The 21,227-nt window shown below is 69.3% G+C and carries 22 protein-coding genes and 1 pseudogene; 19 read left to right on the forward strand and 4 right to left on the reverse strand.

Features of this window, described 5'->3' with window-relative positions:
* Nucleotides 1-125: 125 nt before the first annotated feature.
* A complete protein-coding gene (locus LI92_RS12810) occupies nucleotides 126-1,637 on the forward strand; it encodes a carotenoid oxygenase family protein (RefSeq protein ID WP_046319413.1) in 1,512 nt (503 codons plus the stop codon).
* 14 nt (nucleotides 1,638-1,651) lie between these two features.
* On the opposite strand, the gene LI92_RS12815 is transcribed toward LI92_RS12810, so the two are convergent.
* Entirely contained in the window at nucleotides 1,652-2,272 is a 621-nt protein-coding gene (locus tag LI92_RS12815) for a hypothetical protein (RefSeq protein ID WP_046319416.1), read from the reverse strand.
* A gap of 107 nt (nucleotides 2,273-2,379) precedes the next feature.
* Complete coding sequence (locus tag LI92_RS12820) at nucleotides 2,380-3,036, reverse strand: DedA family protein (RefSeq protein ID WP_046319452.1); 657 nt, start codon at nucleotides 3,034-3,036, stop codon at nucleotides 2,380-2,382.
* 123 nt (nucleotides 3,037-3,159) lie between these two features.
* Here LI92_RS12820 and LI92_RS12825 point away from each other — a divergent pair, with 123 nt between their 5' ends.
* Nucleotides 3,160-4,845 (forward strand): acyl-CoA synthetase, encoded by a 1,686-nt coding sequence (locus LI92_RS12825; RefSeq protein ID WP_046319417.1) that lies wholly within the window; start codon nucleotides 3,160-3,162, stop codon nucleotides 4,843-4,845.
* 1 nt (nucleotide 4,846) lies between these two features.
* Here LI92_RS12825 and LI92_RS12830 read toward each other — a convergent pair whose 3' ends face one another.
* A complete protein-coding gene (locus LI92_RS12830) occupies nucleotides 4,847-5,653 on the reverse strand; it encodes an enoyl-CoA hydratase/isomerase family protein (RefSeq protein WP_046319454.1) in 807 nt (268 codons plus the stop codon).
* A 232-nt stretch (nucleotides 5,654-5,885) separates the two neighbouring features.
* On the opposite strand from LI92_RS12830, the gene fdxA reads away from it, so the two are divergent.
* From fdxA to LI92_RS12855, 5 genes are read left to right on the forward strand one after another with little or no spacing between them, the layout of a single operon-like run.
* Complete coding sequence (gene fdxA, locus LI92_RS12835; RefSeq protein ID WP_046319418.1) at nucleotides 5,886-6,230, forward strand: ferredoxin; 345 nt, start codon at nucleotides 5,886-5,888, stop codon at nucleotides 6,228-6,230.
* Nucleotides 6,227-6,961, forward strand: coding sequence for a helix-turn-helix transcriptional regulator (locus tag LI92_RS12840; RefSeq protein WP_046319420.1), 735 nt, complete (start codon nucleotides 6,227-6,229; stop codon nucleotides 6,959-6,961). Before fdxA ends, LI92_RS12840 begins: the two co-directional genes overlap by 4 nt.
* The gene (locus tag LI92_RS12845) at nucleotides 6,958-7,164 is read left to right on the forward strand and encodes a hypothetical protein (RefSeq protein WP_052740784.1); all 207 of its coding nucleotides are present in this window, start codon (nucleotides 6,958-6,960) and stop codon (nucleotides 7,162-7,164) included. Before LI92_RS12840 ends, LI92_RS12845 begins: the two co-directional genes overlap by 4 nt.
* Nucleotides 7,146-7,484 carry a cupin domain-containing protein gene (locus tag LI92_RS12850; protein WP_046319456.1) on the forward strand — a complete coding sequence of 113 codons (339 nt, stop codon included), beginning with the start codon at nucleotides 7,146-7,148 and terminating at the stop codon, nucleotides 7,482-7,484. Before LI92_RS12845 ends, LI92_RS12850 begins: the two co-directional genes overlap by 19 nt.
* Nucleotides 7,485-7,486: 2 nt before the next feature.
* Entirely contained in the window at nucleotides 7,487-8,440 is a 954-nt protein-coding gene (locus LI92_RS12855; protein ID WP_152665455.1) for an NAD(P)H-dependent flavin oxidoreductase, read from the forward strand.
* Nucleotides 8,441-8,444: 4 nt separating this feature from the next.
* Here LI92_RS12855 and LI92_RS12860 read toward each other — a convergent pair whose 3' ends face one another.
* Nucleotides 8,445-8,948, reverse strand: coding sequence for a DUF1990 domain-containing protein (locus LI92_RS12860; protein WP_046319424.1), 504 nt, complete (start codon nucleotides 8,946-8,948; stop codon nucleotides 8,445-8,447).
* A 64-nt stretch (nucleotides 8,949-9,012) separates the two neighbouring features.
* Here LI92_RS12860 and LI92_RS12865 point away from each other — a divergent pair, with 64 nt between their 5' ends.
* The 12 genes and pseudogenes from LI92_RS12865 to LI92_RS12925 all read left to right on the forward strand — a co-directional run bounded on the left by LI92_RS12865 (nucleotide 9,013) and on the right by LI92_RS12925 (nucleotide 21,125).
* The gene (locus LI92_RS12865) at nucleotides 9,013-9,627 is read left to right on the forward strand and encodes a PaaI family thioesterase (protein WP_046319425.1); all 615 of its coding nucleotides are present in this window, start codon (nucleotides 9,013-9,015) and stop codon (nucleotides 9,625-9,627) included.
* Nucleotides 9,628-9,719: 92 nt separating this feature from the next.
* A complete protein-coding gene (gene thrS, locus LI92_RS12870) occupies nucleotides 9,720-11,786 on the forward strand; it encodes a threonine--tRNA ligase (protein ID WP_046319427.1) in 2,067 nt (688 codons plus the stop codon).
* Nucleotides 11,783-12,364 (forward strand): ATP adenylyltransferase, encoded by a 582-nt coding sequence (locus tag LI92_RS12875; RefSeq protein ID WP_046319428.1) that lies wholly within the window; start codon nucleotides 11,783-11,785, stop codon nucleotides 12,362-12,364. Before thrS ends, LI92_RS12875 begins: the two co-directional genes overlap by 4 nt.
* Nucleotides 12,361-13,026, forward strand: a complete 666-nt coding sequence (pgsA, locus tag LI92_RS12880) for a phosphatidylinositol phosphate synthase (RefSeq protein WP_046319430.1) — start codon at nucleotides 12,361-12,363, stop codon at nucleotides 13,024-13,026. Before LI92_RS12875 ends, pgsA begins: the two co-directional genes overlap by 4 nt.
* A gap of 17 nt (nucleotides 13,027-13,043) precedes the next feature.
* The gene (locus tag LI92_RS12885; protein WP_502691447.1) at nucleotides 13,044-13,967 is read left to right on the forward strand and encodes a phosphatidylinositol mannoside acyltransferase; all 924 of its coding nucleotides are present in this window, start codon (nucleotides 13,044-13,046) and stop codon (nucleotides 13,965-13,967) included.
* Nucleotides 13,967-15,091: a glycosyltransferase family 4 protein gene (locus LI92_RS12890; RefSeq protein WP_046319435.1), complete on the forward strand. Its 1,125-nt coding sequence runs from the start codon at nucleotides 13,967-13,969 to the stop codon at nucleotides 15,089-15,091. The genes LI92_RS12885 and LI92_RS12890 overlap by 1 nt, the downstream gene beginning before the upstream one ends.
* On the forward strand, nucleotides 15,091-16,140 hold the full coding sequence (locus tag LI92_RS12895) for an NUDIX hydrolase (protein WP_046319437.1): 1,050 nt from the start codon (nucleotides 15,091-15,093) through the stop codon (nucleotides 16,138-16,140). Before LI92_RS12890 ends, LI92_RS12895 begins: the two co-directional genes overlap by 1 nt.
* Before the next feature lie 62 nt (nucleotides 16,141-16,202).
* Nucleotides 16,203-17,216, forward strand: coding sequence for an alcohol dehydrogenase catalytic domain-containing protein (locus tag LI92_RS12900; RefSeq protein WP_046319439.1), 1,014 nt, complete (start codon nucleotides 16,203-16,205; stop codon nucleotides 17,214-17,216).
* 174 nt (nucleotides 17,217-17,390) lie between these two features.
* A pseudogene (gene pdxS / locus LI92_RS22360) lies at nucleotides 17,391-18,236 on the forward strand (pyridoxal 5'-phosphate synthase lyase subunit PdxS); the annotation flags it as partial.
* Between the two features lie 10 nt (nucleotides 18,237-18,246).
* On the forward strand, nucleotides 18,247-19,092 hold the full coding sequence (gene tesB, locus LI92_RS12915; RefSeq protein ID WP_046319445.1) for an acyl-CoA thioesterase II: 846 nt from the start codon (nucleotides 18,247-18,249) through the stop codon (nucleotides 19,090-19,092).
* Nucleotides 19,089-19,685 (forward strand): pyridoxal 5'-phosphate synthase glutaminase subunit PdxT, encoded by a 597-nt coding sequence (gene pdxT / locus LI92_RS12920; protein ID WP_046319447.1) that lies wholly within the window; start codon nucleotides 19,089-19,091, stop codon nucleotides 19,683-19,685. Before tesB ends, pdxT begins: the two co-directional genes overlap by 4 nt.
* A 78-nt stretch (nucleotides 19,686-19,763) precedes the next feature.
* Nucleotides 19,764-21,125 carry an ABC1 kinase family protein gene (locus tag LI92_RS12925; protein ID WP_046319449.1) on the forward strand — a complete coding sequence of 454 codons (1,362 nt, stop codon included), beginning with the start codon at nucleotides 19,764-19,766 and terminating at the stop codon, nucleotides 21,123-21,125.
* Nucleotides 21,126-21,227 lie beyond the last annotated feature (102 nt).

The raw sequence follows: 21,227 nt of genomic DNA on the forward strand, positions 1-21,227 counted from the left end.
TGTATAAGAGACAGGGTGTCGCCGGCGCTGCGGCGTGGCCACACCCATCGCGGGACGGCTTCCGGCTAGGGTGTCGATGATCCTCGGCTGGGTGACGAGGTCCGCCGATCGCGTGAGGAGTACTCGTGACGCTGACCCCCACACCCAACACCGACAACACCTCGTGGCCGGCCATGCAGAAGTACCTGGCGTCGTTGTCCCCCGGCGAACATCGCCGCGCGACGGCACGGCTGGCCGGCCTCACCGAAGCCGACTGGCGCAGCTTCGGCGTGAGCGAGCCGCAACAGGCCGAATACGACTATCCGGTGACCCAGATCGACGGATCGCTGCCGGCGGATTTGGCCGGGACGCTCTATCGCAACGGCCCCGGACGGTGGGAGGACCACACCGGGCGGCCATTGCACCACCTCTTCGACGGCGACGGCATGGTCTCGGCCTTCACCATCGGCGCCGGCAGCGTGCACTACCGCAACCGCTACGTCCGCACCCGCCACTACCGCGGCAAGACCGGAACGCGACACTTGGGCACCCCGGCGGCCGGCGGCTGGTGGGCCAACGCCGGCCGAATCCCGCCGAATCTGGCCAACACCAACATCGTGGAACACGCCGGGCACCTCTACGCGCTGTGGGAGGGCGGTCCGCCGCACGAAATCGACCCCGTGACGCTGCAGACCCGCGGGGTGCGCCGGTTCGGGGGCCGACTGCGCTGGATGGGTTCCTACTCGGCGCACCCGAGTCTGTGCCCGCGCAGCGGTGAGATGTTCAACTTCGGCGTCGAGTTCATCCCGCGACCGCACCTGCGCATCTATCGCACCGATGTGCGCGGTCGCCTGAGCCACTTCCGCTCGGTGCGGCTGCCGTATGTGGCGATGGTGCACGATTTCGCGCTCACCGAGCGCTACCTGGTGTTCCTGGTGTCGCCGATCATCCCCGACGCGATGCCGATCGCCCTGGGCCGCGCGACCCTCGGTGACGCCCTGCACTATCGGCCCGAACGCGGCAGCGTGTTTGTGCTGATCCCTCGCGATGGCGGCGCCGTGCGGCGGGTGGAGTGCGAAGCCGTGCTCCAGTTCCATCTCAGTAACGCCTACGACGACGGTTCCGACGTGGTCGTCGATGCGATCACCTACCCCGACGGCCGCCTGCTGGAACGTATTGCGCGGTTCCAGACGAGCAGCCTCAAGGACGCGCCCTCGGAGTTTTCCCGGTTCCGGATCACCGCGTCCGGGCGCCTTACCCGCGAGGCGCTGAGCGACGCCGCCTGCGAGTTTCCGCGCCACCACCCGGGCTATGAGGGCATGCCGCACCGGTACGCCTACATCAGCAGCCGGCGTCGGCTCAGTTCGTTCTACGACTCGATCACCAAGTTGGACCTGGTCGACCACAGCGAGACCACGTACACCGCCGAGGGGGAGGGGAACAGCTTCTGTGAGCCGGTCTTCACGCCCAGGTCGCACGCCACCGCCGAGGACGACGGGTGGCTGCTGACCGTCGAATACCAGGCCGCGCAGCACACCTCACGCCTGGTGGTCTTCGACGCACGCGATCTCGCCGGTGGCCCGGTGGCCCGCGCCGCACTCACCCACCACATTCCGCAGGGTTTTCACGGCAACTTCAGTGCCCGCCCGGCCCGCTGAGCACTCCGGGGCGACTACGCCATCTCCGGCACGTTCAGGTGGGCGATCGCCAAGTCGAATTCGGCGACTTCGAGCACTTCGGCGCCGGCCTCGTTGACGGCTCGGGCCCAGATGGCCTGCTCACTGCTGCGACTGGCGATCAACGCGGCGCGGTCGTCGAAGCTCACGGTCGAGACCGCGCGGCCCGAATGCCGGTCGATCATCAGTGTGGTGCTGCAGAAGCCGTCGAGATTCTCCAGGTCGGGTGTCAGCGCCAGCTTGTAGGTGTCGACCATTCGATCGCACCCGGCCGGGTCGGTCCGCAGCCAGGTGACCCGCACCCCGGCATAGCGCTGAGACCGGTGATCACGGCGCACCGCAGCGATCTCCCAGCGGCTGATCTCGGCGGTGGCATGGAAGATCTCGGTGGCGCGGTCGCGCATCTGCGCCGCGTCGGCCTCGCTCGCCCGCAGGGTGTCCTCATCCAGCCATGACGACGTGACGATGCACCGGCCGGCGTCGCGGTCGACAAGCATCGACATACCCGCGCAGCCGTCCATTGCGGCCAAGGCCGGCATCACCACGGTGCGGACATGGGTGATCCCCTCATCGAGAAATGACGGATGGGCGTGAATGGTGGTTGCGCGCGCGAACATGGGGGCCTCCGAGCGATCGGGGCGACGCCCCAGCGGCGCCACCGCTCCCTTCCACCATGCTCCGGCCATGGTGTGGGGACAACCCTTATTCGCCCCCAATTGCCTGACTACTCCGGGACCGCGTCCGCCTCGGGCCGATGGGTTGCCTCCAGCTCGGCGATGTGAGCGCCGATGCGTCCCCGCAGCGCGAGGGTGCCGATGAGGCCGGCGAGCACCGCGACCAGCAGCGCTACCCAGGAGAATCGGGAAAGCCAATGTTCGGCCGCTACGCCGGCGTAGTACACCAGGGCGGTGGTACCACCGGCCCAGCAGATGGCCCCGGCAACGTTGGCGACCAGGAAATGCCGGTAGGGCATTCTCAGCGCCCCGGCCAGGGGGCCGGCCAGGATGCGCAGCAGTGCCATGAAGCGGCCGAAGAACACCGCGAGGCTGCCCCACCGGCCGAACGACCGCTCCGCGAACGCGATGTGGCCCGGGCCGAAGTGGTTCGGGAATCGCCGGCCCAGCCGGTCGAACAGCGGCATACCGAAGCGACGGCCGATCGAATAGCCGATCGAGTCGCCGATGACAGCCCCGACGATGGCCGCAGCGGCGACCCCCACCGGGTCGACTCCCAGCTCGTGCCGCGACGACAACAGCGCGGCGCCCACCAGCATGAGTTCCCCCGGCAGCGGCACACCCAGGCTCTCGATGCCGATCACCCCGCCGACGAGCAGATAGACCAGCACCGGCGGGATCGAGTAGAGCAGGATATCCACCGACATGCGGCCAAGCATGCCTCACGGCGCTCGGGAAAGCCCGTCGGCGCCGTCGGCGCTGCGCCGCTTCACCTTGTAGCGTAAGTCGGGCGCCTGCCCAGGCACTGGTGATCGGCTCGAGGAGCGGCAGTGGAATTCAACCTCGCCCAGGTGTTCTCGGCGGTCGCCGAGGCCATCCCGGACCGGGACTGCATCGTCTTCGGTGACCGGCGGTTGAGCTACCGCCAGGTCGAGGACCGGGCCCGCCGGCTGGGGCGGGCCCTGCACGAGCGGGGCCTGGGCGCGCGGCGGGAGCGATGCAACCTGGCCCCCCACGAATCCGGCCAGAGCCACCTGGCGCTGTATCTGGCCAACGGCAACGAGTATCTGGAGGGCATGCTCGGCGCCTACCACGCCCGCGTCGCGCCGTTCAACGTCAACTACCGCTACGTCGCCGACGAACTGGTCTATCTGCTGACCGATGCAGCCACCGAGGCGATCATCTACCACGCCCGCTACGCGCCCACGCTGGCCGAGGCGCTGCAGCGGGCCGGCGACCGATTGCCCGCAATACCGCTGATCCACGTCGACGACGACTCCGGCAACGCGCCGCTGCCCGGTGCGGTGCGCTACGAAGAACTGCTGGCCGCCACCTCCGCGGAGCCGCTGGACCTGGCGCTGTCCCCGGACGACCTGTACCTGCTCTACACCGGGGGCACCACGGGCCTGCCCAAGGGCGTGCTGTGGCGCCAGCACGACATCTTCATCAACGCGATGGGCGGCCGCGCCTTCGGTAGCGGCGCCGTACCCGCCACGCTGGAGGAGATCGTCGCCCGCACTCAGGTCGCCGGTGCCGCCGGCTCGATGACGGTGGCGCCGCTGATGCACGGTGCCGCCCAGTGGGCCGCGTTCATCACGCTGCTGGGCGGGCGGCCGTTCGTGATGTCGGCGGCCACCGATCGGTTCGACCCGGTGGTGACGTGGGAACTGGCGGCCAGGGAACGGGTCATTTCGCTGTCGATCGTCGGCGATGCGTTCGCCCGCCCGCTCGCCGACGCGCTCGAGGCCGGCGGCCCCCAACTGGCCGACGCCCTGTCGGGGCTGATGGTGCTGGCCAGCGGCGGGGCGGCGTTCACCGCGCCGCTCAAGCAACGGATCCTGGGCCTGCTGCCGCACCTGTCGATCCTCGACGCCGGGGGTTCCTCGGAGACCGGCGCCGCGATGGGGCAGACCACCAGCCGTGCCCAGAGCTCCACCGGACGCTTCACCCCGAACCCGGGCGCCGTGGTGGTCAGCGAGGACATGACCCGCATCCTGCGGCCCGGCGACGACGAGATCGGCTGGCTGGCGCAGCAGGGTTATGTGCCGCTGGGATACCTCGGCGACCCGGAGAAATCGGCGCGCACGTTCCCCCTCATCGAGGGAATCCGGCATTCGGTCCCCGGTGACCGGGCACGCTGGGACGCCGACGGTGGCATCGACCTGCTGGGCCGCGACTCGGTGACGATCAACTCCGGCGGCGAGAAGATCTTCGCCGAGGAGGTCGAAGCCGCGATCGCGCACCATCCCGCCGTCTACGACGTCGTGGTGGTGGGCCGGCCCAGCCAGCGGTGGGGCAACGAAGTCGTCGCCGTGGTGCAGCTGTCCGAAGGTGCCGACGCCGGAGCCGACGACATCATCGCCGCGGCAGCCGACCACATCGCGCGGTACAAACTGCCCAAAGCCGTGGTGTTCTGCGCCCAGATTCGGCGTTCGCCGTCGGGCAAGGCCGACTACCGCTGGGCCAGGGAGCGGGCCATTGCCGCGCACTCCGTCCATGCGGCTGTGCCCGGTTAGGTCAGCCGAACTGCGGCTTGCGCTTTTCCCGGATGGCGGCCAGGCCCTCATGCACGTCGGGACCGGAGAAGCCGAGGAACTCCAGGCCCAGGGCGGTCTCGAAGGCCGGCGCGAACTGCCGGTACCAGTAGTTCAGGCTGTGCTTGGTGAACCGGATCGCGTCCTGGGCGCCGTGCGCCAGGTCGTCGGCGATGCGGCTGGCGGTGGCCAGGACCTGGTCGTCGTCGACGCAAGTGGAAACCAGCCCGATGCGCTCGGCCTCCTCGCCGTGCAGTGTCTCGCAGGTCAACAGGTAGTACTTGGCCTTGGCCATCCCCACCAGCAGCGGCCAGCAGATCGCCGCGTGGTCGCCCGCGGCCACCCCGAGCTTGGTGTGGCCGTCGATCAACAGGGCGGTGCGCCCGGCCACCGAGATGTCCGACAGCAGTGCCACCACCAGGCCCGCCCCCACGGCCGGGCCGTTGATGGCCGAGATCACCGGCTTGGAGAAGTTGACCATGTTGAGCACCAGATCGCGGGCCTCCCGCAGCACCTGCATCCGCCCGGCATGATCGCCGACGATCTTCTCGATCAGATCGAAGCTGCCGCCGGCGGAGAACGCCTTGCCCTCGCCGCGGACCAGTACCGCCCGCACCTCGTCGTCGCGGTCGAGCACCGGCCACACGTCGGCGAGGTCGCGGTGCATCTGTGGGCCCACCGAGTTGAGCCCCGGGGCATCGAGCACCAGCTCCAGCACGCCGTTGTCACCCGGCTCGAACCGAAGGCTGGGGAAGTCGGAAGAGGCACGGTAGCGGGGGGCGTCAGTCATCATTTGTTTCTACTCGACCGCCCGGGGCCGCCGCCGTCAGGGCTGGCTTGACGCGGCCGGCCGCCACCGGCGCGGTGCGTCGGTGAATTCGCAACGAGCCCAACCGTTCCCGGGCCCGGTCAGGCCGGGAATGCCGTCCAGCGCGGGGGTGCGCGGGGCGCCCAAACCGGCCGTGGGCGTTTAGGTTCGCCTTTCTCGTTTCTACAAAATCCCTTGTGTAAACTCTGTGCCCATGGCATATGTGATCGGGAAGCCGTGCGTTGACGTGATGGATCGGGCCTGCGTGGAGGAGTGCCCGGTTGACTGCATCTACGAAGGCGGGCGAGCCCTTTACATCCACCCGGACGAGTGTGTGGACTGCGGAGCCTGCGAGCCGGTGTGCCCGGTCGAGGCCATCTACTACGAAGATGACCTCCCCGACGAGCTCCAGCCGCACCAGGCCGACAACGCGGCCTTCTTCGCCGAGGCCCTGCCGGGGCGCGACGAGGCCCTCGGATCCCCCGGCGGCGCCGCCAAGATCGGCCCGCTCGGCATCGACACTCCGCTGGTGGCCGGCTACCCTCCCCAGGGGGAGTGAGCGACATCGCCAAGTCGCCTGCGCCATCGGGAGGACGTCGCCTCGACGTTCTTCGGCTGGTACAGGCCGCGGACGAACCGCTGAGCATCGCGCAGATCGCCGACGAACTGGGCGTGCACCCCAATACGGTGCGGTTCCACTTGGACACCTTGGTCGAGGAAGGCCGGGTCGAGCACACCGCAACCGATCACAAGGGCCGGGGCCGGCCGGCGCTGATGTTCCGCGCCATCCGGCAGATGGACCGTGGCGGCACCCGCCGGTTCCGGCTGCTCGCCGAAATCCTCACCATGGGCTTGGCCGCCGACTCCGATCCCAGCGCCAAGGCGCTGGCCGCGGGCCGGGCCTGGGGGCAGCGCCTGCGCCCCCTGCAACCCCCGGACGGCCCCGTCGACCCCGACGAGTCCACCGGCCAGCTGCTGGAAATACTCGATGAACTGGGATTCGAGCCCGAGACCCTCGATCCCGATACCACCGGCGAAGAGCAGTTCGGGCTGCGGCACTGCCCGTTCCTGGAACTCGCCGAAACTTCGGCCGACGTGGTCTGCCCGATTCATCAGGGATTGATGCAGGGCGTGCTGGAAGCCTGGGGATCGCCGCTGACCGTCGATCGTCTCGACCCCTTCTACGAGCCCGACCTGTGCGTGGCGCATCTGAAGCCGGCGGCCGGCAACGGAACGCCGGTCGCCCGCTCCGCCCCGGGCGTGAGGCGCACCGCAGGGTCCACCGGGTGAGCGCCGGCGCCTCCGTTGCGACCGCCGCCACCTTCCTCTGGCTGGGGATGGTGATCGCGATTTCGTTCCTGGAGGCGCCGCTGAGGTTTCGGGCCCCCGGCGTGACCGCCGTGGCCTACGCCGTCGCCGTGGCGACGCTGTCGGTCCACGCTCTGATCCCGCACACCGAGCCGAAGGAGTACCGATGGAATCGACATCGCTGAACGCGTTGGCCGACGAGAAGCTCGCCGAGGCGTCCCAGCACCACAGCGGCCGAGCCGCCCACACCGTCTACGGCGGTTCGGTGCACCACCTTCGCCAGACTCTGGTCGCCTTGCAGGCCGGCCAATCGCTGGCCGAACACGACAGTCCCGGGGAATCGACCTTGCAGGTGCTGAGGGGCCGGGTGCGGCTGACCGCCGGCTCAGACACCTGGGAAGGTGCGGCCGGTGAATTGGTGACCCTGCCCCGCGCCCGGCACGCGTTGGAGTCGCTCGAAGATTCCGTGGTGCTGCTGACCGTCGCCAAGAGCGCATCGCACTGAGCGTGCCGCTGCGCACCTCTTGGTCGCAGGGGGCCGGACTACGGGTGCCGATCCTCAATGCCCCCATGGGTGGGGTGGCCGGCGGACGGCTGGCCGCGGCCGTCACCGCCGCGGGCGGGCTGGGGATGATCGGCATGGGCAGCACCGCCACCGCGGCGTCGCTGGCGACCGAACTGGCCGCGCTGGGCACGGTGCCCCGGTTCGGAATAGGCCTGGTGGATTGGGTGATCCGCGACCAACCCGAATTGCTGGAGGCGGCACTGGCAGCCGACCCGACGTTGCTGTCGGTCAGCTTCGGCGTCGACCTGTCCTGGGTGCGGCGGGCCCACGAGGCTGGGATCGCGGCTGCCACCCAGGTCTACGACGCCGAAACCGCTCGCCGCGCCCGGGACGCCGGGGTGGACGTGCTGGTGGCGCGCGGCGCCGAGGGCGGCGGCCACGGCGCGATCCGGCTCGCCACGCTGCCCCTGCTGGACGCCGTTCTGGACGTCGTCGAGGTTCCGGTGCTGGCCGCCGGTGGGATCGCCGGGCCGCGCAGCCTGGCCGCCGTGCTGGCCGCGGGCGCCGCCGGAGCCTGGCTGGGAACCGTGTTGTCGGCATGCCCCGAGGCGCTGACCGGCGAGGGTGCCCGCCGCGCGCTGATCGCAGCCACCGGCACCGACACGATCTCCACCCGGGTCTTCGACGTCGGGCAGCGTCTGGATTGGCCGGCGTGGTTCCCGTCGCGGGTGTTGCGCAACGACTTCACCGGCCGCTGGGCCGGTCATGAGGATGCGCTGGCCGCCGATCGAGATGCGAGATCGGAACTGTCAGCCGCGATCGCCGACGGTGATCAGCGACTCGCCCCGGTGGACGCCGGTCAGAGCGTCGGCATGCTCACCGACAGCCGCTCGGCGGCGGTGGTGATCGACGATCTGTGCAGCGGGGCGCAACGGCTGCTGGCGCGCTGGGGCTGACCCGTTACACCGCTCGCAGATAACGGGTGGCGATGGTGCGCTGCAGAAAGGGCCCGATAGGTCCGGCTGCCTTGGTCCACCAGGTGGCCGGCCGGGAGAACGCCCGAATCTGGGCGTACACCGTGTCGTCGGCGGCGTCGTAGCGCACCGCGAACAACTCCTCGCCAGATTCGGGATGCCCCGCCAGGGTGCCGTAGGCGAAGCCGCGCCGGTCGGGCTCGGACACCACATAGACGACCCGGCACGGTGCGGTCATCAGTCCCAGGCGAACCAACACCACGGCGTCCACCTCGGCGACCTCGCGGTCAGCCTTCACCCGTACCCCGACCCCGGCGCCGCGGAGCATCCCCCAGCGCAGCACCGCGTCGCCGGCCTCCTCGAAGCGTTGCCTGCCCGTCCCGATCGGGGCGCTCAGATCCAGATAGTGATAACCGGCGGGCAGTGTTCCGGCGGTGCCGCCCACCTCGGGGTAGGTGAGCGGCAGCTCACGCAGCGTGCTCAGTTTCACGGCCCCACCTTGCCACCGCGGGCGCGCCGTTCGCCCGGCATTGGCCGGAACGTTAAATAGGGGGATGACAGCCACACACGCCGGCGGCGGCTTCAATCCGCCCGAACCCACCCAGAAGGGCGGGCCGGATTACGGCCGCTTCTTGGACAATGTGCGCGCCTTGCAGGACCATGCCCGTGCCGCCGACGCTCCCGCCGAGGTGATCAGCCGGGCTGCCGACGCCCTGCAGAGCGTGTGTGAGCTGCTGGCCCCCTTCGACACCGACGAGTGGTCGTCGCCGTCCGGTCGCCGGCTGGATCTGCCCATGCGCGGCAATGTGCTGGCGGTGCCGATGCAGCTGAAGCGGGACGGCGAGCGGCGGCTGAGCGGCTGGGCCCGCTTCCGGCGATTCCACCTGGGCCGCAACGGTGCGGCGCACGGCGGGGCTATCGGGCTGTTGTTCGACTCGGTGTTGGGTACCGCGTCCTGGATGCTGACCGGCGGGGACTACCAGCGCACCGCCTACCTACACGTCAACTACCGCAAGATCGTCCCAATCGAGAAAGAGTTGCAGGTCCGGGCGTGGGTGAGCAGGACCGAGGGCCGCAAGATCTTCGTCGAAACCACACTCTGCGACGGTGACACCGTGCTCGCCGACGGCGAGGCGTTGTTCGTGGTGCTCAAACCCGGTCAACCATGACGGCGGTGCACTCGCGAACGGTTCGCCCGCAGCCCCCCGATAGCATGGTCGCGGACGTTTCTAGCCCCTAGCACCCCCTTGGAGACCACGTCATGAGCGCGCCCGCACAGCCCGTCCCGATCCGGGTTCCCGCCGGGACCACCGCAGCCGCAGCGGTGCGCGCGGCGGGCCTGCCCGAACGGGGCGCACCGGACGCCGTCGTGGTGGTGCGCGACGCCGACGGGCGGCTGCGCGACCTGAGCTGGACGCCGGCCGCCGACGCCGAGGTCACCCCGGTCGCCGCAGACACCGACGACGGCCGCAGCGTGATCCGGCATTCCTGCGCCCACGTGCTGGCCCAGGCGGTCCAGGATCTGTTCCCGGCGGCCAAACTCGGTATCGGGCCGCCGATCACCGACGGCTTCTACTACGACTTCGACGTGCCGGAGCCGTTCACTCCCGAGGATCTGGCCAAGCTGGAGAAGCGGATGCGCGCCATCATCAAGGAGGGGCAGCTCTTCTCCCGGCGGGTGTATGAGTCCAAGGACGCCGCCTGCGCCGAGCTGGCCGGCGAGCCCTACAAACTGGAGCTGGTCTCCGCCGACTTCGGCAAGGCCGACGATCCGGACATCATGGAGGTCGGCGGCGACGAGCTCACCGCCTACGACAACCTCAACCCCCGCACCCGGGAACGGGTTTGGGGCGATCTGTGCCGAGGGCCGCACATTCCGACCACGCGGTTCATCCCCGCCTTCAAACTCACCCGCTCATCGGCGGCCTACTGGCGCGGCGATCAGAAGAACGCCAGCCTGCAACGGGTGTACGGCACCGCATGGGAGTCGCAGGAGGCGCTGGACAGCCATCTGGAGTTGATCGAAGAGGCACTGCGGCGTGATCACCGCAAGCTCGGGGTCGAACTGGACCTGTTCAGCTTCCCCGACGAGATCGGCTCGGGCCTACCGGTTTTCCACCCCAAAGGCGGAATCATCCGGCGCGAGCTCGAGGAGTACTCGCGGCGTAAGCACATCGAGGCGGGCTATCAGTTCGTCAACACCCCGCACATCACCAAGTCCGAGCTCTACGAGACGTCCGGGCACCTGGAGTGGTACCGCGAGGGCATGTACCCGGCCATGCACATCGACGCGGAGTTCGCCGAAGACGGCACCCTGCGCAAACCCGGCCAGGACTACTACCTCAAGCCGATGAACTGTCCGATGCACCACCTGATCTTCCGGTCGCGCGGGCGCTCGTACCGCGAACTGCCGTTGCGGCTCTTCGAGTTCGGCAGTGTCTACCGTTACGAACGATCCGGTGTGGTGCACGGGCTCACCCGGGTGCGCGGGATGACCCAGGACGACGCACACATCTACTGCACCCGGGAGAGCATGCGCGACGAGCTGGCCTCGTTGCTGCGCTTCGTACTCGACCTGCTGGCCGACTACGGGCTGGACGACTACTTCCTGGAGCTGTCCACGAAGGACCCGGACAAGTACGTGGGCTCCGACGAGGTCTGGGAGGAGGCCACCGACACGCTGCGGGAGGTCGCCGAGGCCTCCGGGCTGACACTGGTACCGGACCCGGGCGGCGCGGCGTTCTACGGGCCGAAGATCTCGGTGCAGGTCAAGGACGCCCTCGGGCGCAGCTGGCAGATGTCGACCATCCAGCTCGACTTCAACATGCCCGACCGTTTCGAACTGGAGTACCCCGCCTCCGACGGAACCCGCCAGCGGCCCGTGCTGATCCACCGGGCCTTGTTCGGTTCCATCGAACGGTTCTTCGGGGTGCTCACCGAGCACTACGCCGGTGCCTTCCCGGCCTGGCTGGCGCCCATCCAGGCGGTCGGCATTCCGGTTGCCGACCAACACGTGCCCTACCTGGACGACCTGGCCGGTCAGCTGCGCCGGCACGGCGTGCGGGTCGAGGTGGACGCCAGCGACGATCGGATGCCCAAGAAGATCGTCAACCACACCAACCAGAAGGTCCCGTTCATGCTGCTGGCCGGCGACCGGGACGTCGAGGCCGAAGCGGTGAGCTTCCGCTTCGCGGATCGCACCCAGATCAACGGGGTGCCGCGCGATGAGGCGGTGGCGGCCATCGCCGGCTGGATCGCGGCACGCGAGAACACCGCGCCGACTGCGGAGACGCTTCGGGCACGCCTGACGGCGAGCGAGACGCCATGAGCGGAGACCGGGACGCGGAGGCGGCGGCGGAGCTGATCGACACCGGCGTCGGTGAACCCGACCGGCTTGAGCGACTGTGGACGCCCTATCGGATGACCTATCTGGCTGAGGCGCCGCTCAAGCGCGCGGAGTCCGGGGCATCCGCGCGGTCCACTCAACCGTTCACCGATATCCCGACGATGTCCGACGAGGACGGTCTGGTAGTGGCGCGCGGCAAGCACGTCTACGCGGTGCTCAACCTCTACCCGTACAACCCCGGGCATCTGATGGTGGTGCCCTACCGGCGGTTCTCGGAGTTCGAAGACCTCACCGACGAGGAAGGCGCCGAATTGCTGGCGTTCATCCAGAAGTCGATCCGGGTCATCAAGGCCGTGTCCCACCCGCATGGGTTCAACGTGGGGCTCAATCTCGGCGAGTCGGCCGGCGGTTCGCTGGCCGAGCACCTGCATGTGCACGTGGTGCCGCGCTGGGGCGGCGACGCGAACTTCATCACGATTGTGGGCGGTTCCAAGGTGATTCCGCAGTTGTTGCGCGACACCCGCCGGCTGCTCGCCGATGAGTGGGTCAAACAGCAATGAGCAGACTGCCGTTCCTGTCGCGGGCTACGTTCGCCGGGATCACCACGCCGGTGGCGCGATTCCTGCTGCGGGCCGGGCTCACCGCCGACATCGTCACCATGGTGGGCACGGCCGGCGCGGTGATCGCGGCGCTGACGCTGTTTCCCACCGGCCAGCTGTTCGCCGGGACCCTGGTGGTCTGGTTCTTCGTGCACTTCGACATGGTCGACGGGGCGATGGCCCGGGAAGGCGGGGGCGGCAGCGCGTTCGGCGCGGTCTTGGACGCCACCTGCGACCGCATCAGCGACGGCGCGGTGTTCTGCGGGCTGGCCTGGTGGGCGGCGTTCGGACTGGGCAACCCCCCGCTGGTGGTGGCGACCCTGATCTGCCTGGTCACATCGCAGGTGATCTCCTACATCAAGGCCCGGGCGGAGGCCAGCGGACTGCGGGGCGACGGCGGCTACATCGAACGCCCCGAACGGCTGATCATCGTGCTGGTCGGAGCCGGCCTGTCCGGTCTGCCGGTATTCCCGCTGCCGTGGGCGTTGCCCGTGGCGATGTGGCTGCTGGCCGTAGCCAGCCTGGTCACCTGCGCTCAGCGGCTGCACACCGTGCGCACCTCACCGGGCGCCGTGGAGCCGCTGCGTCGGGTGTCCGACGGTGAGGAGACCTCCGGATCGTGACCCTCATCCCGAGCGGGCTGCGAGTTCCCGGGCTCAGTCAGTTGGACGCCTGGGCCACCGACGCCGGGTTCGCCGCGGGCTGGATGCTGGTACGCGCGCTGCCGGAATTCGTCGCACGCAACGCTTTCGATGCCGGCGCCTTGTACGCGGCGCGCCGCGGGGGGCCAGAACAGCTGCGTAAGAACCTGGCTCGCATCACCGGTGTGGATCCGTCGGAGGTGCCGGCGGAGCTGATGCGGGCCTCGCTGGCGTCCTACGCCCGGTACTGGCGAGAGGCGTTCCGCCTGCCCACCATGGACCACGCGGCGGTGGCGGCGCAGCTGGACGCATTGGTGCGGGGGCGTGAGCACATCACCGCGGCGCTGGCGGCCGGCCGCGGGGCGGTGCTGGCGTTGCCGCACAGCGGCAACTGGGACATGGGCGGGGTATGGCTGGCCCAGACTTACGGCGGCTTCACCACCGTTGCCGAACGCCTCAAACCCGAATCGCTCTACCGCCGGTTCCTGGCTTTTCGGGAGAGCCTGGGGTTCGAGGTGATACCACTGTCCGGGGGAGCCCGGCCGCCGTTCGAGATCCTCGCCGAACGACTGTCGAGCAATGGTCTGGTGTGTCTGATGGCAGACCGCGACCTGACGCGCAGCGGGGTACCGGTCGAGTTCTTCGGCGAAACCACCCGGATGCCGGCCGGCTCGGCCAAACTGGCCCTGGCGACCGGCGCGGCGCTGTTACCGGCGCACTGCTGGTTCGACGGTGCGGGATGGGGCATCGAGATCGGCGCCCCGCTGGACTGCGGCAGCGCGGACGTGGGCGTGATCACCCAGGCGCTGGCCGACAAATTCGCCGAGGGCATCGCGGCTTACCCGCAGGACTGGCACATGATGCAGCCGCAATGGCTCGCCGACCTGCCCGAATCGCGCCGGGCCCGCTTGGGGGAGACCTGATGCGGATCGGCATGGTCTGCCCCTACTCGTTTGATGTGCCGGGCGGGGTGCAGGCTCATGTGCTGCAGCTTTCGGAGGTGCTGCGGGCTCGCGGACATGACGTCAGCGTGCTGGCGCCCGCCTCCCCGGATGTCGCCCTGCCCGATTACGTGGTCTCGGGCGGTAAGTCGGTCGCCATTCCCTACAACGGCTCGGTCGCCCGGCTGCAGTTCAGTCCGGCTGCGCACCGAAAGGTCAAGAAGTGGCTGGCCAGCGGTGATTTCGATGTCCTGCACCTGCACGAGCCGAACGCCCCCAGCCTGTCGATGCTGGCGCTGAACGTGGCCGAGGGGCCGATCGTGGCGACGTTTCACACCTCGACGACCAAGTCACTGACGCTCAGCGTGGTGCAGGGCCTGCTGCGTCCGATGCACGAGAAGATCATCGGCCGGATCGCGGTGTCCGACCTGGCCCGGCGCTGGCAGATGGAGGCCCTGGGTTCGGACGCGGTGGAAATCCCCAACGGGGTGGATGTGGCGGCCTTCGCGGCGGCACAGCCACTGCCGGGCTATCCGCGCGCGGGGCGCACGGTGCTGTTCTTGGGCCGCTACGACGAACCCCGTAAGGGTATGGCGGTGCTGCTGGGAGCGCTGCCTGCCCTGGCGGAGACGCACCGCGACGTTGAGCTGCTGATAGTCGGGCGCGGCGATGAAGACGAACTATGCCGTGCCGCAGGCAAGTTGGCCACACATCTGCGGTTCTTGGGGCAGGTCGACGACGCCGAGAAGGCGTCGGCGCTGCGCAGTGCCGACGTGTACTGCGCACCCAACACCGGCGGCGAGAGCTTCGGCATCGTGCTGGCCGAGGCGATGTCCGCCGGCACCGCGGTGGTCGCCAGCGACCTGGACGCCTTCCGCAGGGTGCTCAACGACGGGCAGGCGGGCCGGCTGGTGCCGGTCGACGACCCCGAAGCGCTGGCTGCCGCCCTGATCGAGCTTCTCGACGACGACGCGCTGCGGGCCTCCTATGTGGCCGCCGGCGCAGAGGCGGTGCGCCGATTCGACTGGCCGGTGGTGGCCGACCAGATCATCCGGGTCTACGAGACGGTCGCCGGGGTGGGCAGCAAGGTCACGGTGGGCGACTGATGCCGTTGACCATCGTCGCGACCGTACTGGTGCTGATCGGGGTGGCGGTCCTGGCCGCCGCGGTGGCCTGGGCCTACCAGACCGCCAACCGGCTCAACCGGCTGCACGTGCGGTGCGATCTGTCCTGGCAGGCACTGGACGGAGCGCTGGCACGCCGGGCGGTGGTGGCCCGGGCGATCGCGATCGACGCCTACGGCGATGATGTGGCCGGCCGGCGGCTGGCCGCGTTGGCCGATGTCGCCGAACGGGCACCGCGCGCTGCGCGGGAGGCCGCCGAGAACGCACTGTCGGCCGAGCTGGCGATGGTCGATGCGGAGTCGTTGCCCCATGTGATGGTGGCCGAGTTGGCCGACGCCGAAGCCCGGGTGCTGTTGGCCCGCCGGTTCCATAACGACGCGGTCCGCGACACCGTGGCGTTGCGTGAGCGTCCCTTGGTTCGGGCCCTGCACCTGGGTGGAACCGCGCCGATGCCAACCTATTTCGAGATCGTCGAGCGGGCGGGCATGGTTGCCCACGGCGGTCGGGGAGTGCTGCGGCCCCGCGTCTCGGCGCGGGTGGTGCTGCTCGACGAAGCCGGATCGGTGCTGCTGCTGTGCGGCCAGGATCCCGCCCTGGCCGAGGACCCGGCGAACCCCGCGCCGCGCTGGTGGTTCACCATCGGCGGCCAGGTCCGGCCCGACGAGCAGCTTGCCGACGCGGCAGCGCGCGAACTGGGCGAGGAGACCGGTCTGCGGGTCGAGCCGGGACAGCTGGTGGGGCCGATCTGGCGCCGTGACGCCGTGTTCGAGTTCAACGGCGAGCGCCTGGACAGCCAGGAGTTCTTCTTCGCCTACCGCACGACGCGATTCGAACCGTCCGGAGCGGGCCGCACCGGGCTGGAACACCGCTACCTGCGCGGTCACCGATGGTGCGATGCCGCGCAGATCAAGGCGCTGGCCGCCGGGGGTGAGACCGTCTACCCGCTGGAACTGGGCGAACGCCTGGCCGAAGTGGCGCGCCTGGCCGACGGCGACGTCGGTGCCGATGCCGGTCTTCGCCGGATTTCCTGACCGGCGCGGCTTAAGCTGAGCAGGCCTCGGGCGACTCAGCTCTGCAACCTCGGGAGGCCTGCATGCCGACACATCGCGCTGTTCACGTGGCGGCAGTCGGTGCCCCGCTGACGCTCGTCGATGTCGAGACCGAACCGCCAGGCCCCGGCCACGTTCGCATCGCTGTTGCCGCCTGTGGTGTCTGCGGCACCGATCATGGGTTTGTCAACGGTGGCTTCCCCGGGATGGCCTGGCCGGTGACGCTCGGGCACGAGATCGCCGGCACCATCGCCGAGCTGGGTGCGGGCGTGACGGACTGGCAGGTCGGTGACCGGGTCGCGGTCGGTTGGTTCGGCGGCAACTGTGGTCACTGCATCCCTTGCCGCAAGGGTGATTTCATCCACTGTGTCAACGGTCAGGTGCCCAGCTGGCATTACCCGGGCGGCTACGCCGAATCGGTCACCGTTCCGGTGAGCGCACTGGCCCGGATCCGCGACGAGTTGTCCTTCGTCGAGGCCGCCCCCATGGGCTGCGCCGGTGTCACCACCTACCATGCGCTGCGCTCGACCGCGGCGCTGCCCGGGGACCGTGTCGCGGTGCTCGGCCTGGGCGGTCTGGGGCATCTGGGCGTGCAGTTCGCCCGGGCCATGGGTTTCGAGACGATCGCGATCGCTCGCGGTGCCGCCAAGGCCGCCGACGCCTATGCCCTCGGCGCACACCACTACATCGACTCCACGGCAGGCGACGTCGCCGAGGCGATGGCCGCGCTGGGCGGAGTCGCGGTGGTCCTGGCCACCGCGGCCAATTCGCGCGCGATGGCTGAAACCCTCGGGGGGCTGGCGCCGCGGGGCGAACTGGTCATCATCGGCGTCACCGCCGAGCCGCTGCCCATCGCCCCCGTTCAGCTGATCACCCCGGGGATCAGTGTCACCGGTCACCCGTCGGGAACTGCCCGAGACATCGAGGAGACCATGCGTTTCGCGGTGCTTTCCGGGGTTCGCGCCCGCATCGAACAGCGGCCGTTGGCCCAGGCTGCGCAGGCCTATGCCGCCATGGAGCAGGGGCAGGCGCGCTACCGGATGGTTTTGACGATGTGACCGGCGGGGCCGGTATCGGCACCGCGGCGGTTATCGGCGGGAAAACGGCTGGCGTCAGCCCACTACACTGAGCGGGTATCAGTGGCCAGCAAGGAGAAGTATTCAGTGGACAGCGCGGCGCAGAACGGTTCGGCACCCGACGGACAAACGGGTACTGCGCGGGTAAAGCGCGGCATGGCCGAGATGCTCAAGGGCGGCGTCATCATGGATGTCGTCACGCCTGACCAGGCACGCATCGCGGAGGCCGCCGGTGCGGTCGCGGTGATGGCCCTGGAGCGGGTGCCGGCCGACATCCGGGCCCAGGGTGGGGTTTCGCGGATGAGCGACCCGGACATGATCGAGGGCATCATCGCCGCAGTCACCATCCCGGTGATGGCCAAAGTACGGATCGGGCACTTCGTCGAGGCGCAGATCCTGCAGAGCCTCGGGGTGGACTACATCGACGAGTCCGAGGTGCTGACCCCCGCGGACTACACCCACCACATCGACAAGTGGCGCTTCACGGTGCCCTTCGTGTGCGGTGCGACCAACCTGGGTGAGGCGCTGCGCCGGATCACCGAGGGCGCTGCCATGATCCGCTCCAAGGGGGAGGCCGGCACCGGCGACGTCTCCAACGCCACCACCCACATGCGAGCCATCGGCGGCGAGATCCGTCGGCTCTCGTCGCTGTCCGAAGACGAATTGTTCGTTGCCGCAAAGGAACTGCAGGCGCCCTATGAGCTGGTCGCTGAGGTGGCACGGGCTGGAAAGCTGCCGGTGACGCTGTTCACCGCCGGCGGGATCGCCACTCCCGCCGATGCGGCCATGATGATGCAGCTCGGCGCCGAAGGCGTGTTCGTGGGTTCGGGGATCTTCAAGTCCGGGGACCCGGCGGCGCGCGCGGCGGCCATCGTCAAGGCGACCACCTTCTACGACGACCCGGACGTGCTGGCCAGGGTGTCGCGCGGCCTGGGTGAGGCGATGGTCGGCATCAACGTGGAGGACATCGCTGCGCCGCACCGGCTCGCCGAACGCGGCTGGGAACCACCTCGTGGCAATCGAAGAGATCCTCGATCTCGAGCAGCTCGAGGTCGACATCTACCGCGGAAGTGTGTTCAGTCCGCATTCCGACGACAATCAGCGCACGTTCGGCGGGCACGTCGCCGGGCAGGCCCTGGTCTCGGCGGTGCGCACCGTGGATCCGAGCTTCGGCGTCCACTCGCTGCACGGCTACTTCCTGCGGCCGGGAGACGCCAAGGCGCCCACGGTTTTTCTGGTCCAGCGGGTGCGCGACGGTGGTTCGTTCTGCACGCGGCGGGTCGACGCCATCCAGCACGGCAACACCATCTTCAACATGTCGGCGTCGTTTCAGCGCGGGCAGCGGGGCATCGAACATCAGGATCTGATGCCGCACGCTCCCGACCCGAAGGATCTGCCCGACATCGGCGCGATGAAGGCCTTCGACGACGAAGGCTTCAAAGCGTTCGCCGAATGGGATCTGCGCCGGGTGCCGCCGGAACAGTTGCCGGGAATTGCCGGCAGGGCCGCCGAGCAGCAGGTCTGGTTCCGTCACCGCGATCCGCTGCCCGACGACCCGGTGCTGCATATCTGTGCGCTGGCCTACATGAGTGATCTGACGCTGCTGGGCGCCTCCTGGTCGATTCACCCCGACGTGCGCGATCAACTGCAGGTGGCGTCCCTGGACCACGCGATGTGGTTCATGCGGCCCTTCCGCGCCGACGAATGGCTGCTCTACGACCAGTCGTCGCCGTCGGCGTGCGCCGGCCGGGCGCTGACCCAGGGCAAGATCTATAACCGGTCCGGCGACCTGGTGGCAGCGGTCATGCAGGAGGGGCTGACCCGGCTCCCGTCCGGATCTGCCTCGACCGAACGGTGAGCGGCCCGCAGATCGGCGTGCTCGCACTGCAGGGCGACGTCCGGGAACACCTCGCGGCGCTGCGCGCTGTCGGCGCCGACCCGGTGCCGGTACGCCGCCGCCCGGAGCTGGACGCGGTGGACGCACTGCTGATTCCCGGCGGCGAGTCGACCACGATCAGCCACCTGTTGCGGGAGCTGGAGCTGGTGGAGCCCCTGCGGGCTCGGTTGGCCGAGGGGATGCCGGCTTATGGGTCCTGCGCGGGCATGATCCTGCTGGCCAGCGAGATCATCGACGCCGGCGTGCCGGGCCGCGCCGCCATTCCGCTCTCGGGTATCGATATGGCGGTGCGGCGCAACGCTTTCGGCAGGCAGGTGAACTCTTTCGAAGGTGACCTGGACTTCGACGGCCTGGCGCAGCCGGTGCACGCGGTGTTCATCCGGGCGCCCTGGGTGGAGCGCGTCGGTGAGGGCGTGCAGGTGCTCGCCCAGGCCGCCGGGCATCCGGTCGCGGTGCGGCAGGGCAGCGTGCTGGCCACGTCGTTTCACCCGGAGGTGACCGGCGACCGCCGCGTTCACGGCCTTTTCGTCGACATCGTCACCGGAGCGGCATGAGGGGTTTGCGGCCCGCCGCGGGCACCCCGGGGGTGCCCGGGCATACCGTCTCCGGCACCGGCCAGGCATGATGGGGTCATGGCAGATCTGGCGCGGGGCGGATTTCGCCGCGCAGTGAAACTGGCGAGCCTCCCGGCCGGGGTAGCGGGCCGGGCCGCCTTGGGCGTGGGCAAGCGGATGACCGGCAAGTCCAAGGACGAGGTCAACGCCGAGCTTCTGGAAAAGGCCGCCGACGAGATGTTCAAGGTGCTCGGCGAGCTCAAGGGCGGCGCGATGAAAGTCGGCCAGGCGCTGTCGGTGATGGAGGCCGCGATTCCTCCGCAGTTCGCCGAACCCTTTCGCGAGGCGCTGGTCAAGTTGCAGAGCGAAGCCCCACCGCTTCCGGCGGCCAAGGTGCACCGGGTGCTCGACGCCCAGCTCGGCACCAAGTGGCGGGAGCGCTTCGCGTCCTTCGACGACACCCCCGCCGCCTCGGCGAGCATCGGGCAGGTGCATCGGGCGGTCTGGAAGGACGGGCGCGACGTCGCCGTCAAGATCCAATATCCCGGTGCGGACGAGGCGCTGCGCGCCGACCTCAAACTGATTCAGCGATTCAACTGGGTCGCCAAGCAGGTGGTACCCGGGGCCGACGTGGACCGGGTGGTCTCGGAGATCAATGACACCCTGGAATCGGAGCTGGAATACCGGCAGGAGGCCGACAACCAGCGTGCCTTCGCCAAGGCCTACGCCGGCGACCCGAAATTCTTCGTCCCGGCGGTCATCGCCAGCGCGCCGAAGGTCATCGTTTCCGAGTGGGTCGAGGGCCGGCGGTTGTCGGCGGTCATCAGCGGCGGCACCCAACAGGAACGCGACTCGGCCTGTGCGCTGCTGCTGGAGTTCACCTTGAGCTCACCGGCGCGGGTCGGGCTGGTGCATGCCGACCCGCACCCGGGCAACTTCATCCTGCTTCCCGACGGACGCCTGGGTGTCATCGACTTCGGCGCGGTGGCGCAACACCCCGGCGGTATTCCGCCGGAGTTCGCCGAACTGCTGTGCTGGGCGCGAGACGAGCAGTGGGACGAGGCGATCCGGCTGCTCAAGAAGCTCGGCTTCATGCCCGCCGACTACGAACTGAGTGCCGAACAGCTGGTGGAGTATATGCAGCCGCTGTGGCCCTACATCGACCCGCTGCGCTCGGGGGAGTTCCACTTCACCCGCAAGTGGTTCCAGAAGTCGGCGCTGGTCACCACCGATCCCATGGCGGAAGGCTTCGCCGACCGCTTCAAGATGGCGCGGCAGATGACGCTGCCGGCGGGTTACGTGATGTTGCTGCGCACGCTGGGCGGCCTGCTGGGGGTTGCGGTGCAGCTCGACGCGCGCGTCGACTACGCGGCGCTGATCGAGCGCTGGGTGCCCGGGTTTTTCCCGCCCGACCAGCCCTCGGCGCGCGGGCAGGACTGACGCGTAGACTCGGCGCGCCGATTTTTTTTGCGACAGTGAGGTAGGTGATCGATGAGCGGCCATTCCAAGTGGGCTACCACGAAGCACAAGAAGGCGGTCATC

The organism is Mycobacterium sp. UM_Kg1 (genome assembly GCF_000972925.1).
Taxonomy (GTDB): Bacteria; Actinomycetota; Actinomycetes; order Mycobacteriales; family Mycobacteriaceae; genus Mycobacterium; species Mycobacterium hiberniae.

Excerpts from the sequence above, each read along its gene's own strand:
- LI92_RS12815 (WP_046319416.1), bottom strand. The coding sequence starts at position 2,272 with ATGTTCGCGCGCGCAACCACCATTCACGCCCATCCGTCATTTCTCGAT.
- LI92_RS12820 (WP_046319452.1), bottom strand. The coding sequence starts at position 3,036 with ATGTCGGTGGATATCCTGCTCTACTCGATCCCGCCGGTGCTGGTCTAT.
- LI92_RS12830 (WP_046319454.1), bottom strand. The coding sequence starts at position 5,653 with ATGACTGACGCCCCCCGCTACCGTGCCTCTTCCGACTTCCCCAGCCTT.
- fdxA (WP_046319418.1), top strand. The coding sequence starts at position 5,886 with ATGGCATATGTGATCGGGAAGCCGTGCGTTGACGTGATGGATCGGGCC.
- LI92_RS12850 (WP_046319456.1), top strand. The coding sequence starts at position 7,146 with ATGGAATCGACATCGCTGAACGCGTTGGCCGACGAGAAGCTCGCCGAG.
- LI92_RS12865 (WP_046319425.1), top strand. The coding sequence starts at position 9,013 with ATGACAGCCACACACGCCGGCGGCGGCTTCAATCCGCCCGAACCCACC.
- thrS (WP_046319427.1), top strand. The coding sequence starts at position 9,720 with ATGAGCGCGCCCGCACAGCCCGTCCCGATCCGGGTTCCCGCCGGGACC.
- LI92_RS12875 (WP_046319428.1), top strand. The coding sequence starts at position 11,783 with ATGAGCGGAGACCGGGACGCGGAGGCGGCGGCGGAGCTGATCGACACC.
- pgsA (WP_046319430.1), top strand. The coding sequence starts at position 12,361 with ATGAGCAGACTGCCGTTCCTGTCGCGGGCTACGTTCGCCGGGATCACC.
- LI92_RS12890 (WP_046319435.1), top strand. The coding sequence starts at position 13,967 with ATGCGGATCGGCATGGTCTGCCCCTACTCGTTTGATGTGCCGGGCGGG.
- LI92_RS12895 (WP_046319437.1), top strand. The coding sequence starts at position 15,091 with ATGCCGTTGACCATCGTCGCGACCGTACTGGTGCTGATCGGGGTGGCG.
- LI92_RS12900 (WP_046319439.1), top strand. The coding sequence starts at position 16,203 with ATGCCGACACATCGCGCTGTTCACGTGGCGGCAGTCGGTGCCCCGCTG.
- LI92_RS12925 (WP_046319449.1), top strand. The coding sequence starts at position 19,764 with ATGGCAGATCTGGCGCGGGGCGGATTTCGCCGCGCAGTGAAACTGGCG.